This window comes from Streptomyces sp. NPDC034099 (assembly GCF_055575415.1).
The window spans coordinates 250,888-265,113 of the sequence record NZ_JBVISR010000011.1 but is presented as its reverse complement, the minus strand read 5'-3'; the positions used below and the strand labels follow the sequence as shown (position 1 = coordinate 265,113).

The following is a 14,226-nucleotide window of genomic DNA, read 5'->3' as shown; positions in this document are numbered from 1 at the left end:
CGACTCGCTCATGACAGGGCCGCCACCGGAGCCGGGCGCCGCCGGATCACCAGCGCCATCAGGGCCGCCGCCGCGCACAGCGCCCCGGAGGCGACCCACACCACGTCGTAGGAGCCGAAGTGGTCGCGGGCCACGCCGCCGAGGAAGGCGACGAGGGCGGCGCCCACCTGGTGCGAGGCCAGCACCCAGCCGAAGACGATCGCGCTGTCGTCGCCGTAGTGCTCGCGGCACAGGGCGAGGGTGGGCGGGACGGTGGCGACCCAGTCGAGGCCGTAGAAGACGATGAAGAAGACCATCGGCGGATGGACGCTCGGCGCGAGCAGCATGGGGAGGAAGAGGAGGGACACGCCGCGCAGGGCGTAGTAGACGGCGAGCAGGCGGCGCGGTTCGAAGCGGTCGGTGAACCAGCCGGAGGCGATCGTGCCGGCCACGTCGAAGACGCCGATGACGGCGAGCAGCGAGGCCGCGGCGGTGATCGGCATGCCGTGGTCGTGGGCGGCGGGCACGAAGTGGGTCTGGATCAGGCCGTTGGTGGAGGCGCCGCAGATCGCGAAGCTGCCGGCCAGCAGCCAGAACGGGCCGGTGCGGACGGCGGAGAACAGGACCGCGAGGGTGCGGCGGGCGGCGCCGGGGACGGGCGCGGGCTTGGGTACGAACTCCTGGGCGCCGTACGGCTTCTGGCCGACGTCGGCCGGGTGGTCGCGCAGGAGGAGCCAGACGAAGGGGACGACGGCCAGGGCGGCGAGGGCGACGGTGACGGCCGCCGGGCGCCAGTCGTACGTCTCGACGATCCAGGACAGCAGGGGCAGGAAGATCAGCTGGCCGGAGGCGGAGGCGGCGGTGAGGACGCCGGTGACCAGGCCGCGCCGCTCGGTGAACCAGCGGTTGGTGACGGTGGCGGCGAAGGCCAGGGCCATGGAGCCGGAGCCGAGGCCGACCAGCAGGCCCCAGCACAGGATGAGCTGCCAGGCGGAGTCCATCCACACGGTCAGACCGGAGCCGACCGCGATCACCAGCAGGGCGACGGCGACGACCCGCCGGATGCCGAAGCGGTCCATCAGCGCGGCGGCGAAGGGCGCGGTCAGGCCGTAGAGGGCGAGGTTCACGGAGACGGCGGCGCCGATCGTGCCGCGCGACCAGCCGAACTCCTGGTGGAGCGGGTCGATGAGGATGCCGGGCAGGGAGCGGAAGGCGGCGGCGCCGATGATCGTCACGAAGGTGACGGCGGCGACCCACCAGGCGCGGTGCACGCGCCTGCGGCGGGCCGGCTCCCGCTGGTCCTCGGTCACTGCGGCGGCGTCGGTTGTCTGGGTCACGTCACAGAGTCTCCGAGCGGGACCGCCGTCGATCCAGTGGCCCGAAGGACAGCGTTCGCTAGGATCGGGCCATGGCCTCAGACACCCCCGGCGCTCCCCGCACCGCCGACCGCCCGCACCGCGTTGTCGTGCTCGCCCTCGACGGCCTGCTCCCCTTCGAACTGGGCATCGCGCAGCGCATCTTCGGCCTGGCCCGCGACGAGCACGGGCACCGGCTGTACGAGGTCGTCACCTGCTCGGTCCGCCCGCCGGGTCCGGTCGCCACGGACGCCGACTTCGAGATCCTGGTCGGGAACGGCCCCGAGGCCCTGGCCGCCGCCGACACGGTCGTGGTCCCCGCCTCCTACGAGCTGGGCCCCGTCTACGAGGAGGGCGTGCTGACCGGGGAACTGGCCGCCGCGCTGGCCCTGGTGCGGCCCGGCACCCGGCTCGTCGCGATCTGCACGGGCGGGTTCGTGCTGGCCGCCGCCGGGTATCTGGACGGCCGCCCGGCGACCACGCACTGGGCCTCCGCCGAGCACTTCCAGCGGCTGTTCCCGCGGGTGAGGGTCGACGCCGACGTGCTGTTCGTCGACGACGGCGACGTGCTCACCTCGGCCGGGGTCGCGGCCGGGATCGACCTGTGCGTGCACATCGTGCGCCGGGACCACGGCACCGCCGTCGCCAACGAGGTGGCCCGCCGCACCGTCGTACCGCCGCACCGGGACGGCGGACAGGCGCAGTACATCGAGCGGCCGGTGCCGGATCCGCAGCAGGCGTCCACGACGGGGGCCCGCGCCTGGGCGCTGGGCCGCCTGCACGAGCCGATCCAGCTGCGGGACATGGCCGCGCAGGAGTCGATGTCGGTACGGACCTTCACCCGCCGGTTCCGCGAGGAGGTCGGCGTCAGTCCCGGCCAGTGGCTCACCCGGCAGCGCGTCGAACGGGCCCGGCACCTGCTGGAGTCCACCGCGCTCTCCATCGACCAGATCGCCCGGGACGCGGGGTTCGGCACGGCCCAGTCGATGCGGCAGCACCTGCAGGCGGTGCTCGGGGTCACGCCGACGGGGTACCGGCGGACGTTCCGCGCGGAGTTGTCCACAGCCTGTGGAGAATGATCGGGGTCCGTCCCGAACTCGTCGGCCGGCGGCGCGGCGTTGTCCGCCCCGAGCACGGCATCCCGCGCCGCCGCCCGACTCCGGCGCTCCCGCCCGGCTCCCGTCACCCCCGAGGGAACCGCCGCCGACACGACCCACGCTCGTCGAGGGCTCCGTCACCGAGCCCTCGTCGTCCCCTCGCGGCGAATCGTTGCCTACAAGCGTGAGGAAGCGGTCACGATCCGTCAACCGGCAAGGGGAGTTTCCCCACGTGCGTCCCGTTTCGCCGGGACGCGCACGGAAGCACACCCCGGCGCACGGCCGTTACACCACTTCGTACGCGAATCCCTCGTACGCCGCCACCGCGCCGCCACCGCTCGCGCAGGCCGGCGGGGTCTCCTCGCCCGCGGCGCACCGGTCCAGTTCGCACCAGATGCGCTTGCCGGTGCCCTCCCGGCTCCAGCCCCAGCGGTCGGCGAGGCCGTCCACGAGGGCGAGGCCCCGGCCGCCCGTCGCCTCGCCGCCCGCACAACGGGGCACGGGGGCACGGTCGCTGGCGTCCTCCACTTCGAGGCGGACGGTGGCCTCCTCGGTCTCCTCGGTCACCGCGCCCGGCAGCACCAGCCGCAGTACCGCCGAACGCCCGGTGTGCACCACGGCGTTGGTGACGAGTTCGGAGACGAGCAGGACCAGCGTCTCCGCGAGTGGTTCATCGGCCCGTATCCCCGAACCGGCGAGCCGTGAACGCGCCCAACGCCGGGCACGCCCCACTTCCGAGGGGTCTGGACGGACCTCCAGCTGCACTTGAAGCACCTGCACCGCTCACACCATCCGAACCGGCGGACACAAAGGCTCGCGCCTCATGAGGGCCACGATCGTAGCCATTTCCAGCATGGCCAGAACAACGGCCGGGGCAGGGATCACGGACCGTGAATCCCCTGCGGGACAGCATGGTTGACGTACAGTCACGCCAACAAGCGCTTCGGGCATATTCCAGCGCGAAGGAGTACGCGTGCGGCATACTGTGCGACGCGCTTTCCGGGGAGTCGAACAGGCGGTGGCCGACGGCCGTCGCACCCTGCGCGGCAAGGCGCACACCGCCGGTTCCGGAGCCGCCCCAGGGGCAACTCCGGCACGGCTGGCGCTCGGGACCACTCGCATCCCCCACAAGGTACCGGAGTGTGGCACCGACTCCGGGCCGTGACGGACCACTCGGCGGACACAACCCGGTATCAACGCTCCGTGATGCCTTTCTGCCACGATCCGCGGCATCCGGGCGCGTGCTCCTCCGGTACGAGCTACTCGGGCACGGTGAAGTAGCGGGCGAAGGCCGGGACGATCTCCGCCTCCCCGACCTTGCCGTCGCCGTCCGTGTCGAGCGCGGCCGCGGCCGGCCCGGCCAGGTCCTCAGGCACGCCGAACGCGGTCAGCGCCCGCGCGGTGTCCGCGACGGTGGCCGCTCCGTCACCGTCGGTGTCGGCGACGGCGAGTGCGGCGTGCAGGAAGGGGCGGGCGATCTCGGCGAACCGGTCCGGCTTGTCCCGCAGCCGCTTGACCGCTCCGGTGACGAATTCCTCGCGGGTGATGCGCTGGTCGCCGTCCCGGTCGGCGATGCCGGCCAGGCCCTGCCAGAGCGCCTCGGCTCCGCCGTACAGGGCCTGCCCCCTGTCGGAGCGGGCGGCGACGCCGAACTCGGCGAGCAGGGCCTTGGCCGCCCCGCTGAAGTCGGAACGGTCGATGTGGCCGTTGCCGTCCTGGTCGAAGGTGGTGAACCGCGCGGCGATCCTGCGCTCGTACTCGCTGTTGACCATGGTTCTCTCCGGCCGCCTCACGTCGGTGTTCGGGGTACGTCTCGCCGGGAGCGTACGTCGGCGGGCGCCGCCGCGGACGGGACTTGCCGCGATGGGCCGCGACGCGCCGTGCCGCTGCCCTCGTTGTCGCCGCTGCCGCTGCCGCCGCGCGGCCTACGCGGACAGGGGCCGCGGCTCGTCCCCGGTCGCCGAGGCGAGGTCGGGGTGGCACTCGAAGAGCCGGCGCACGCCCAGCGCGCCGAGGACGCGGTTGACGTGCGAGCCGTCGACGGCGCCCTGGGCGGGCAGTATCAGGCGCAGCCTGCCCTGGCAGGAGCGGATGAGCCGCCGCGACGCGATGAGGACGCCGACCCCGCTGGAATCGCAGAACAGGACGTCGGAGAGGTCCAGGACGAGGCTGTGCCGCCCCTCCGCGACCTCGTCGTGCACACGCTGCCGCAGCACCGGTGACGTCACCAGGTCCAGTTCGCCCGACACCTGGAGCACGGCCCACTGGCCCCGCTCGCCGCCGGTCACGTTGAACGTCACCACCATGCCCTTCATCCGTCGGAACGTCTGGAACTTCCGGGATTCGCCCGAAACGGAAGCCGTACTTACGCTTCTTGGCGGCGCGCCTGCCCACCGGCCGTTCCCGCAAACGCCGCGGCGGAAACGGCGACCGGTCGAAAGTGGCTTGTTCCAGACGCTTTCGATCCTGTTCGATCGAATTCGGTCGCACGATAGAGGGTAGTCGAGGCGCATATCACCTCCGGCCGACCGGGGGCGCGCATTGGAACAAAGGGGCGTGCGCTGTCGGACGTGCCGACTACATTCGGGGAGAGCGTGGCCGCAGGCTGGGACCGAGGAGGGGGTGGAGGGACCGCATGGCGAAGAGGGACGCACCACTGCGCTGGGACCGCAAGATGCAGCAGCGGCTCGCGCGCGGCGAGGCCGCCGCCCTGGGCGAGCTGTACGACCGGTTCGCCTCGCTGGTGCACGGCCTGGCGCACCGCGTGCTCGACGACGAGCGGGCCGCCGACCACCTCACGCGCGACGTCTTCGCGCACGTCTGGGAGCATCCCGACGCCTACGACCCCCGGCAGGGCCCGCTGCGCACCTGGATCGCCACGCTCACCCACCGTTTCGCCGTCCAGCGGCTGCGCGCCACCGAGACGGCGGCCCTGGTACGGGGCGGGCCGGGCACCGCGGAGGAGCTGGAGACCAAGGTGCGGCGCGCCTCGGTCGCCGCCCGCGCCGACTACATCGTCCAGTCCATGCCGGCTCCGCTGCGCGCGGCGCTGGAGCTGGCCTACTTCCAGCGCCGCGACTACCGCCAGACCGCCGCCGACCTGGGCGTCACGGAGGACGAGGCCCGCCGCCGCCTCCGCCTGGGCCTCCAGCTCCTGTCCACCGCCCGCGACGCCGGCACCGTCCCGCACCCGCCCGGGGCTCCGCCCGAGTACGGGGGTGCGGCATGAAGGCGTACGACGAGGACGACGGGGACAGCGGGCACGACGAGAAGGGGGCAGCCGACGACGCGGACACCGGCACCGGCACCGGCACCGGCACCGGAGCGCGTATCCCGCTGCCCCGTGCCTCCGTCGAGGACGGCGGGCGGGTACTGCCCGACCCGCCGCCGGTCGCGATGGAGCACCAGGTGCTGACGTCGCTGCTCGGCGCGTGGGCGCTGGCCGCCTGCTCGGCGCAGGAGGCGGCGGCCGTCGAGGAGCACCTCGGGGAGTGCGAGGCCTGCGCCGAGGAGGCGCTGCGCCTGCGCGAGGCCGTCACGCTGCTCCAGCGGCCGGAGAGCCTCGATCTGGACCCCGCCCTGCGCACCCGGGTCCTGGACGGGTGCCTGGAGCGGCGTCCGCCCCGCATCCCGGTGCCCGAGTGGGCCACCCCCTACGACGCCGAGACCGCGCGCCTCGACGCGCTGCTCCAGGACTTCGGGGACGCCGAGTGGCACGCCCCGGTCCGGCTGCGCTGGTTCGAGGGCGACGGCGCCGCGAGCCGCCGCACCACCGTCGCCGGGGTCATCGCCCACCTGCTGACGGTCGACGGGACGGTCGCCGTCACCCTGGGCCTGGACGACCCGCTGGGCGACATCACCGCGCCCTCCCGGGCACCGGCCGCCCGCACGGAGGCGTACTGGCGGGCCTCGCACTACCCGCCCACCCGAGCGGTGCGAGCCCCCTGGCGTGAGCAGAGTCACAGCATCGTGCGGACCGTGGCGTTCACCGGCGACGCGGGCGGGCTGCCGGTCTCGTACGGCGACTTCGAGCTGCCGCTGCGGGACGCGATGCTGGACCGGGCGTTCGAGTGCTGGGTGCATGCGGAGGACATCGCCGAGGCGGTGGACTATCCGTACGCGCCGCCGTCCGCGCGCCATCTCAACGGCATGATCGACCTCGCGGCCCGAATGCTGCCGGGCGTCCTGGCGGCCCGCCGCCGGGCCGGTCTGGCCACGCCCGGCGACCGTCCGCACCTGGTCGCCGCGGGCGAGCCGGGACGCAGCCTGCGGCTGGAGATCGAGGGCTCGGGCGGCGGCGAGTGGCTGATCCCGCTGGACTCCCCCGGCGCGGTGGGCTCCGCCGACCACGAGGTGGCCCATGTCGCGCTGGACGGCGTGGAGTTCTGCCGGCTGGCGGCGGGCCATGTGCCTCCGGCGGAGGCGGCGGCCGGCCAGGTCGGCGACCGCGAGGCGATCCGCGACGTACTGTTCGCCGCGGCGAGCTTGAGCCGGATGTAGGGGGCGGTGGCCGTTCGCCGGCGGCTGCGGGTCTGTGGGGGGCTCGCGCAGTTCCCCGCGCCCCTTGAGGGACGTGCAGTGAACGCCCTTGAAGGGGCGCGGGGAACTGCGCGACACGCCACGAGGCACCCGCAGCCGCCGACGGGACAGAAGGCCCCGCCCCGCTAGGCGAACACCACCGTGCGGCGACCGTTGAGCAGAATCCTCCGCTCCGCATGCCACTTCACGGCCCGTGCCAGCGCCTGGCACTCCACGTCCCGCCCGATCGCCACCAGCTGGTCCGGCGTGACGTCGTGGCCGACCCGCTCGACCTCCTGCTCGATGATCGGCCCCTCGTCGAGGTCGGCCGTCACATAGTGCGCGGTCGCACCGATCAGCTTCACACCGCGCGCGTGCGCCTGGTGGTACGGCTTCGCGCCCTTGAAGCTCGGCAGGAAGGAGTGGTGGATGTTGATGATCCGGCCGCTGAGCGCCTTGCACAGGTCGTCCGAGAGGACCTGCATGTAGCGGGCCAGCACGACGAGTTCGACGTTCTCCTCGCGCACGATCTCCAGGACCCGGGCCTCGGCCTCCGGCTTGGTGTCCTTCGTCACGGGGATGTGGTGGAAGGGGATGTCGTAGGACCCCACCAGCTCCGCGAAGTCGGTGTGGTTGGACACCACGGCGGCGATCTCCACGGGCAGCGCGCCGATCCGCGCGCGGAAGAGCAGGTCGTTCAGGCAGTGCCCGAACCTGCTCACCATGAGCACGATGCGCATCTTCGCGTCGGCCCGGTTGATCTGCCAGTCCATGTGGAAGGCGTCGCCGATCGCGGTGAAGCTGGCGCGCAGCTTGTCCACGGTCACCGGCTCGCCGGCCGAGAAGTGGACCCGCATGAAGAACAGACCCGTGTCGTGGTCCCCGAACTGCTGGCTGTCCTCGATGTTGCAGCCGGTCATGAACAGATAGCTCGACACGGCGTGCACGATGCCCTGCTTGTCGGGGCAGGACAGGGTGAGGACGTACTGGTCGGCCGGGACGTCGGCCGAGGGGACGGCGGCGGAGGACTGCGCGTTCATGCAGCACAGGGTCCCATATCCGGCCCCACGGGCCGCGAGCCGTCCCGTCAGGCGGACCGGGTCAGGATCTGCAGCACCTCGAGCGTGCGCGGCTCCGTCTCCGGGTCCTCGCCGTCACTGGTGGCCAGCCGTACGTGCGCGTCGCGCGCCGCCCGTACCGCCTCCGGCCAGTCGGCGTGCTCCAGGTACGCGGTGACCGGCGCGTCCGGCCCCACCTGGTGCATGATCCGCAGGACCCGCAGCACGGCGGTGTCCACCAGCGCCGCCTCCTGCGAGTCGCGGAAGACCGTGCCCACGTACTTCTCGGCCGACCAGTGGTCCAGCCAGGTGTCCTCCACCAGGCGGTACACGGCGTCGGTGACGTCCCCGTAGCCGTCGACGCCGGCCAGCCAGACGTCCCGCTGGAAGGCGGGGGAGGAGAGCATGTGCAGCGCGGAGCGCACCTGGCTGCGCCAGCGCCACCACGGCATGTCGTTGAGTGGCATGCCGCCCATGGTGGAGGAGCGACGGCCGCGACGGGAAGAGTTCTCCGAACCTTGCACGGTCATCGATCCTACGTTCCTCTTCCCCGCCCCCTTCCGGCGCCCGCAATTCACCTCCGCGTCACCACGCGTTGACCGCAGGTCACTCCCGGGTTGGCCGGGTGACGGAATCGTGCGGGTACATGACCGGCAGGCGACCCATCCGCAGCACCCTCCCCGGCGGCCTCGGCGGCCGCTCCCGGGCCACCCGCACCGGCGCCCTGGCCGCGGGCGCGCTGGTGGCGTGCGCGTCACTCGCCGTCGGTTGCGGGGTCGTCCCCGGTGCCACGGGGGGCTCCGGGGCCGACCCGATCACCGTCATGACCTGGGCACCGCAGGACACCGGCGCCACCAACAAGCCCGGCATGCCCGCCCTGGCCCAGGCCTACGCCCGCTGGGTCAACGCCGAGGGCGGCCTGGGCGGCCGCAAGCTCAACGTCCTGACCTGCAACGACCACAACGACAGCGTGGCCGCCGCGAAGTGCGCCCGCCGTGCCGTCAAGGAGCACGCGGTCGCCGTCCTGGGCTCCTACAGCCAGTACGCCGACTCCTTCTTCCCCGTCCTGGAGGGCGCCCGCATCCCGTACATCGGCGGCTACGGCCTCACCAACGCGGAGTTCACCAGTCCGCTGTCCTACCCGGTCAACGGGGGCCAGCCGGCGCTGCTCGCGGGGCTCGGCAGCGCCCTCGCCGGGTCCTGCGGGCCGGTCTCGCTCGTACGCCCCGACACCATCGCGGGCGACCAGTTGCCCGCCCTGCTGGACTCGGGGCTGGTCTCGGGCGGGCACGAGCGGGCCCACGACCAGCGGGCGGCGGAGGACGCCACCGCGTACGACGACCAGTCCGCGCGGGCACTGGCGCGGGAGGGCACCGGCGGGGGCGAGCCGGGGTGCGTGGTGCCGGTCCTCGGGGACCGCACCGGCACGTTCATGGACTCCTTCCGGCGCGCCCGCGAGGACCACCCCGGCGTACGGACCGCGACCGTGCTCGGCAGCGTCGACCAGACGACGGTCAACGCGAGCGGCGGGGCGTCCGGCCCCTACGAAGGGGCGTACGTCACCGGCTGGTACCCGTCGGTGGGCGACCCGGCCTGGGACGGGATGAAGAAGCTGATCAAGGAGCAGGCGTTCGGCGACAACGACGTCGACGCGGCGGACGCCGGAGTGCAGACCACCTGGATCGCCTACACCGTGTTCAAGGAGGTCGTCGAGTCGCTCGGCGACGGCGAGGTGAGCGCCGACACCGTACGGCGGGCCCTCGACGACGGTCTGGAGGTCGGCACCGGCGGGCTCACCCCCGACCTGAGGTGGACGTTCGCCGACAAGCTGGCCTCGGTCGGCTTCCCGCGCCTGGTCAACGCCGACGTCACCCTCCAGGTCGTGCGGGAGGGCCACCTGGTCTCGGCCCGCCGGGGCGCCGTGGACACCACCCGCACCCTGCAGAACGCAGACGTGGCCTAGGGGGCGTCCGGCGGACCGGACGGGCTCACAGCTGGGTCGGTCGGCGTTCGGTCAGGCCGTACTTCTTGGCGATGGCGTTCCAGAGCGCCGCGGCCTTGGCCTTCTCCTTGCTGGCCGTGCCGCTCGCCCGGTTGGCCTCCGAGGGCTGGGTGGCGGCCTTGCCCTTCTTGCAGCCCTTCTTGCCGGCCGTCCGGTCGGCCCAGGCCGCGTAGTGGTTGTCGGCCGACGCGGAGGCCTGCCACGCCTTGGTGAGCGCGGTGGTCAGCTCGGTGTGCCGGGGCAGCTGGTCCACCGACAGCCGGGAGAGGCTGTCGACCAGCCCACTGCGCTGCTTGGCGGCCTCGCGCAGGTCCTTGGCCGCCTGGGACAGGTTGTCGCAGGTCTTCACGTCGCCCACGGCGTTGATCACCGTGGTGCGGCCGGTGCCGCTGTCGGCGAGCAGCTTGTCCAGCTCGACGGCCTGCTGCCGGACCGGGTCGGCGGACGGCGAGGCCGGGGCGGACGCGGACTCGGAGGCGGGGGCCGTGGCGGACACCGTCTGGTTGCCGCCCTTGTCCTCGTCCTCTCCCCCGCCGGCCATCATCGCGCCGGCGCCGACCCCGACGACGGCGATGCCCACGCCGACGGCCGCGAGGAGCGGCAGCCGCGAACCGCCGCGACCACCGCGGCCGCCCCGGCCGCCGCCGTCATCGTTCCCGCGCCGCCTGCCGCCACCGCCACCGGGACCGGGACCCTGCGGGGCGTACCCGGGCTGACCGCCGGGGTGCTGCGGCTGCGGCGCGTCGAACCGGGGCATCTGCTGGGTGGCCGAGGCCGGGCCGTCGGCGCCGGGCGCGCCGCGGAAGAGGTTGTCGAACTCGGCCGGCGGCTGACGCCCCTCGTCAGCGCCGGGCCCGGCACCGAACGGGCCGCCGGCCGGGCCGCCGGGCACGGGCGCGATGTACTGCGTGGCCTCGGCGTCCGGGTTGGGCGCGGGCGCGGGGGGCGCGGGGTACTGCGGTGCCTGGCCGAGGTACTGCGTCGACTCGGCGGCGTGCGGCTGCACGGGTCTCTCCGGAGGCAGCGCACCCGGCCCCGCGGGCGGGACCGGCGGTATGTACTGGGTGGCGCCCTCGTCGGCGGGCGGCACGACCGGCGGCAGGTACTGCGTCGCGCCCTGGTCGGCGGGCGGCAGCGGCGCGGCGCCCCCGCCGTGCTGCTGATACTGCTGGTGCTGGTGCTGGTGCTGGTGCTGGTGATGCTGGTGCTGCCCGTACGTCGGCTGTGCGCCGTAGGACTGGTCGCCCGCCGGTGTCCCGTACGACGGCGGCGGCGCGCCCTCCGGCGGCAGCGGGCCGGGTCCGGCCTGCGGCGGGAGGGCACCGGGGGCCTGTGCCGCGGCGTCCTGCGCGTGCGGCCAGGCCTGCGGCGCCGACGGCGGCGCGGACTGCTGCGGAGTCTCCGGGACGCCCCACGGCTGGGCGCCGGGCGGCGTGGGCCAGCTCTGGGTGGCGGGCGAACCCTGCTGCTGGTCGGGGCCCCAGGGCCGGTCCCAGGCCTGACCGCCGGGCGGCGCCGAGGCGGGCGTCGGGCCACCGGCCTGCGGGCCGACGGGAGTGCCGGCCCGACCGGGCAGCAAGGGCTCGCCGCCGTCCGAGGGCAGCACGATGCCTTCGCGCGCTTGCCGCGGCGAGGGCTCCTCGCCCTGTCCACTCTGCGTCACCGGGACTCCTACGAATGGGGGACCTTCGGAATCGTCGGCTCACGCTACCGGGTCCCCCGAGCCCACTGCCACGCCGCCCGGGACGTCAACTCCTTCCCTGTGACCGCAGTAACAAAACCAGGCCGCGGTGCGCTGTTGATGTCTCTTTCCGCTCACCGCGGCGGAGTTTCACGCGTGTTCACTCATCCGCGCCCCGTCCGTTCACGCCGCGGCCTGGAGGTCGAGCCGGGCACCGAACTCCCTGACCACGGCTTCTTCCCGGTACGGCTCGAGCCGGGCCTGGAAGTCGTCCAGATACTCGGCGCCCCGGTTCGAGCGCAGCGTCTCCAGCAGCTCCACCGCCTTCGTCGCCGTGTTGCAGGCCTGTTCGATCTCGCGCTGCTGCACCTGCGCCGTGGCCAACAGCACATGGCCGATGGCCCGCCTGCGTGCCCGTGACTCGGGGTGCCCGTCCAGGGACTGCCGCGCGTACCGGGCGGCCGCGTCCGCCTGCCCCAGGTCCCGGTGGCAGTGCGCCAACTCGTCGGCGAGGTAGGCCTCGTCGAAGTGCGCGATCCACACGGGGTCGTCGCCGGAGGCCGGATCGGCCGACTCCATCGCACCGACCGCCCGTCCGGCCGCCTCGTGGGCCGCCCGTACGTCGCCGAGGAGCGCGTGGCCGCGGGCCTCGGCCGCGTGGAACATCGACTCCGCGCGCGGCGTCACCCGCCCGCGTGCGCCCTCCTGCGCCGCCCGCGCCAACTGGGCGATCTCGCGCGGGTTTCCGAGCTGTGCGGCGAGGTGGCTCATGGAGGCGGCGAGGACGTACCCGCCGTAACCGCGGTCCCCGGCCGCCTGGGCGAGCCGCAGCGACTGGATGTAGTACCGCTGGGCGAGGCCCGGTTGGCCGGTGTCGACGGCCATGTATCCGGCCAGTTCGGTCAGACGCGCGACCGTGGCAAACAACTCCCGCCCGACCGCCTCCCGGTAGGAGCCGGCCAGCAGTCCGGAGACGACGCTGTTCAGGTAGTGCACGAGGACCGGGCGCACGTGCCCGCTGCCGTACTGGTGGTCCAGGTCCACCAGGGCCTGGGTCATCGCGCGCACGGCCGCCACGTCGGACTGGCCCACCCGCGGCCCCGCCGAACGCGACACCTGCGGGTCGGGGGCGGAAATCAGCCAGTCCCGGCTGGGCTCGACGAGCGCCGAGGAGGCGACGGAGGAACCGGACAGGAAGTCCCGGCGCCCCACGTCGCTTCGCCACAGCTCGCAGACCTGCTCGATGGCTCCCAGTACCGTCGGCGAGAACTGGAGGCCGATGCCGGACGCGAGGTTCTTGCCGTTGGCCATGCCGATCTCGTCGATCGTGACCGTGCGGCCGAGCTTGCGTCCGAGCGCCTCGGCGATGATCGCCGGTGCCCGGCCGCGCGGTTGCTGTCCGCGCAGCCAGCGGGCCACGGAGGTCTTGTCGTACCGCAGGTCGAGACCGTGCTCGACCCCGCACACGTTGACCCGGCGGGCGAGGCCCGCGTTCGAGCAGCCCGCTTCCTGAATGAGCGCCTGCAGTCGTTCGTTCGGCTGCCGCGCGACGAGAGGCCTTGCGGCCATGGCGTAACCCCCATGCGATCTCATGCGGTCTCGATGCTGTCCCGGCGGATCGTCGGACGAGAGAGATCCGGCCGTGAAGATCAATGCCCCGTCGATGTGCCGACAATGCGAGACTTGCGAAGCTTGCGAGGATTGCCGGGGTAACGGCCGACGCCGGCCCCCCTGCTGGCTACCCAGCTCCCGCGGTGAATCCTCCTGCGCGCCCCCGCCTGTGCACCCATGCGCCCCGAGTGCGGTGCCGATGCACCTCCCCCGCGCGCACGGCGCCCGTAACCCCCGGTGAGCGCGGGAGTTGAGACCCACGTGGAAGAGACCATCCCCGGCACCGAAGCCGCCCAGATCCCGCAGCAGCGCGGCACGTCGCTGCTGGAGACCGCCGTTCGCTACGCCGAGGAGCGTCACTGGGACGTGTTTCCCGGCACCTGGCTGGTGCCCGCCGACGGGGTGCAGCGCTGCTCCTGCGGCGACCCGGCGTGCGCCGCCCCGGGCGCGCACCCGGCGCGCGAGGACTGGGCGGCGCAGGCCACGGGCAGCGCGACCGTCGCCCGGCGGATGTGGCAGAAGCAGCAGGGGGCGTCGATCCTCCTGCCCACGGGGCGGACGTTCGACGCGATCGACGTGCCGGAGACCGCCGGCTTCCTGGCGCTGGCGCGGATGCAGCGGATGGAGCTGACGCTGGGGCCGGTGACGCTGGCGCCGGACCGGCGGATGCGGTTCTTCGTTCTGCCGGGTGCGGGGGCGAAGGTGCCGGATCTCGTGCGGCGGTTGGGGTGGTCGCCCCGGGTGCTCGATCTGGGCGTGCTCGGGGAGGGGTCGTATGTGGCGGCGCCGCCGACGCGGTTCGGGTCGTGGGGTGCGGTGCAGTGGGCCTGCCGGCCTACGGCCGCGAATCGGTGGTTGCCGGATGTGGAGGAGTTGATCTCGGCGTTGGCGTACGCGTGCGGCCGGGATCGTTAGGGGCGCCTTT

The 14,226-nt window shown here is 73.5% G+C and carries 13 protein-coding genes; 5 read left to right on the top strand and 8 right to left on the bottom strand.

The annotated features are described in order from the left end of the window. Positions 1 to 8: 8 nt before the first annotated feature. Positions 9 to 1,316 (bottom strand): MFS transporter, encoded by a 1,308-nt coding sequence (locus ACZ56V_RS29480; RefSeq protein WP_468946422.1) that lies wholly within the window; start codon positions 1,314 to 1,316, stop codon positions 9 to 11. 71 nt (positions 1,317 to 1,387) lie between these two features. Here ACZ56V_RS29480 and ACZ56V_RS29475 point away from each other — a divergent pair, with 71 nt between their 5' ends. Beyond that, a complete protein-coding gene (locus ACZ56V_RS29475; RefSeq protein ID WP_398914668.1) occupies positions 1,388 to 2,413 on the top strand; it encodes a GlxA family transcriptional regulator in 1,026 nt (341 codons plus the stop codon). A gap of 303 nt (positions 2,414 to 2,716) precedes the next feature. Here the strand turns inward: ACZ56V_RS29475 and ACZ56V_RS29470 are convergent, their stop codons facing one another. From ACZ56V_RS29470 to ACZ56V_RS29460, 3 genes are all read right to left on the bottom strand, one after another. Further along, positions 2,717 to 3,196 (bottom strand): ATP-binding protein, encoded by a 480-nt coding sequence (locus tag ACZ56V_RS29470; protein WP_398914703.1) that lies wholly within the window; start codon positions 3,194 to 3,196, stop codon positions 2,717 to 2,719. Between the two features lie 494 nt (positions 3,197 to 3,690). After that, positions 3,691 to 4,203: a calcium binding protein CalD gene (gene calD, locus ACZ56V_RS29465; protein WP_356359407.1), complete on the bottom strand. Its 513-nt coding sequence runs from the start codon at positions 4,201 to 4,203 to the stop codon at positions 3,691 to 3,693. A gap of 153 nt (positions 4,204 to 4,356) precedes the next feature. Beyond that, entirely contained in the window at positions 4,357 to 4,737 is a 381-nt protein-coding gene (locus ACZ56V_RS29460; RefSeq protein ID WP_104636406.1) for an STAS domain-containing protein, read from the bottom strand. A gap of 329 nt (positions 4,738 to 5,066) precedes the next feature. Here ACZ56V_RS29460 and ACZ56V_RS29455 point away from each other — a divergent pair, with 329 nt between their 5' ends. Both ACZ56V_RS29455 and ACZ56V_RS29450 read left to right on the top strand, forming a co-directional pair. Further along, entirely contained in the window at positions 5,067 to 5,660 is a 594-nt protein-coding gene (locus tag ACZ56V_RS29455) for a sigma-70 family RNA polymerase sigma factor (protein ID WP_356359409.1), read from the top strand. Further along, positions 5,657 to 6,931 carry a zf-HC2 domain-containing protein gene (locus tag ACZ56V_RS29450; RefSeq protein WP_468946417.1) on the top strand — a complete coding sequence of 425 codons (1,275 nt, stop codon included), beginning with the start codon at positions 5,657 to 5,659 and terminating at the stop codon, positions 6,929 to 6,931. Before ACZ56V_RS29455 ends, ACZ56V_RS29450 begins: the two co-directional genes overlap by 4 nt. A gap of 164 nt (positions 6,932 to 7,095) precedes the next feature. Here the strand turns inward: ACZ56V_RS29450 and purU are convergent, their stop codons facing one another. Together purU and ACZ56V_RS29440 are read right to left on the bottom strand one after the other, a co-directional pair. Next, complete coding sequence (gene purU, locus ACZ56V_RS29445; protein ID WP_468946414.1) at positions 7,096 to 7,989, bottom strand: formyltetrahydrofolate deformylase; 894 nt, start codon at positions 7,987 to 7,989, stop codon at positions 7,096 to 7,098. A 47-nt stretch (positions 7,990 to 8,036) separates the two neighbouring features. Continuing rightward, positions 8,037 to 8,537 carry an SCO4402 family protein gene (locus ACZ56V_RS29440; protein ID WP_104636404.1) on the bottom strand — a complete coding sequence of 167 codons (501 nt, stop codon included), beginning with the start codon at positions 8,535 to 8,537 and terminating at the stop codon, positions 8,037 to 8,039. Positions 8,538 to 8,653: 116 nt separating this feature from the next. On the opposite strand from ACZ56V_RS29440, the gene ACZ56V_RS29435 reads away from it, so the two are divergent. Then, positions 8,654 to 9,970, top strand: coding sequence for an ABC transporter substrate-binding protein (locus ACZ56V_RS29435; RefSeq protein WP_468946411.1), 1,317 nt, complete (start codon positions 8,654 to 8,656; stop codon positions 9,968 to 9,970). A 25-nt stretch (positions 9,971 to 9,995) separates the two neighbouring features. Here ACZ56V_RS29435 and ACZ56V_RS29430 read toward each other — a convergent pair whose 3' ends face one another. Both ACZ56V_RS29430 and ACZ56V_RS29425 read right to left on the bottom strand, forming a co-directional pair. Further along, positions 9,996 to 11,672, bottom strand: a complete 1,677-nt coding sequence (locus ACZ56V_RS29430; RefSeq protein ID WP_468946408.1) for a hypothetical protein — start codon at positions 11,670 to 11,672, stop codon at positions 9,996 to 9,998. A 201-nt stretch (positions 11,673 to 11,873) separates the two neighbouring features. Further along, entirely contained in the window at positions 11,874 to 13,259 is a 1,386-nt protein-coding gene (locus ACZ56V_RS29425) for a transcriptional regulator (RefSeq protein ID WP_467379563.1), read from the bottom strand. 303 nt (positions 13,260 to 13,562) lie between these two features. On the opposite strand from ACZ56V_RS29425, the gene ACZ56V_RS29420 reads away from it, so the two are divergent. Next, positions 13,563 to 14,216 carry a bifunctional DNA primase/polymerase gene (locus ACZ56V_RS29420; protein WP_398914659.1) on the top strand — a complete coding sequence of 218 codons (654 nt, stop codon included), beginning with the start codon at positions 13,563 to 13,565 and terminating at the stop codon, positions 14,214 to 14,216. Positions 14,217 to 14,226 lie beyond the last annotated feature (10 nt).